At 53.7% G+C, this 735-nt stretch carries 1 rRNA gene; it reads left to right on the top strand.

What is annotated here, in order from left to right:
• Positions 1 to 735: ribosomal RNA gene (locus HMPREF3164_RS00640) — 23S ribosomal RNA — on the top strand; the annotation flags it as partial.

Here is a 735-nt window from a genome sequence, read left to right on the forward strand (position 1 = left end):
CCCCGGGAGGGGAGTGAAATAGTACCTGAAACCGTGTGCTTACAAGCCGTTATAGCCCCCCTTTTTGTGTGGGGTGGTGGCGTGCCTTTTGAAGAATGAGCCTGCGAGTTAGTGTTTTGTCGCGAGGTTAACCCGTGTGGGGTAGTCGTAGCGAAAGCGAGTCTGAACAGGGCGTTGTAGTGGCAGGATCTAGACCCGAAGCGGAGTGATCTATCCATGGCCAGGTTGAAGCACGTGTAAGAGCGTGTGGAGGACCGAACCCACCTAGGTTGAAAACTGGGGGGATGAGCTGTGGATAGGGGTGAAAGGCCAATCAAACTCTGTGATAGCTGGTTCTCCCCGAAATGCATTTAGGTGCAGCGTTACATGTTTCTTGCTGGAGGTAGAGCTACTGGATGGCCGATGGGCCCGCGAGGGTTACTGACGTTAGCTAAACTCCGAATGCCGGTAAGTGAGAGTGTAGCAGTGAGACAGTGGGGGATAAGCTTCATTGTCGAGAGGGAAACAGCCCAGACCATCAACTAAGGCCCCTAAGCGTGTGCTAAGTGGGAAAGGATGTGGAGTTGCTGAGACAACCAGGAGGTTGGCTTAGAAGCAGCCATCCTTGAAAGAGTGCGTAATAGCTCACTGGTCAAGTGATTCTGCGCCGATAATGTAGCGGGGCTCAAGTACACCGCCGAAGTTGTGGCAATCAGTCTTTGTGGCTGGTTGGGTAGGGGAGCGTCCTGCACGAGG

Origin of the sequence: Rothia sp. HMSC08A08 (genome assembly GCF_001808385.1) — a bacterium.
Classification (GTDB): Bacteria; Actinomycetota; Actinomycetes; order Actinomycetales; family Micrococcaceae; genus Rothia; species Rothia dentocariosa.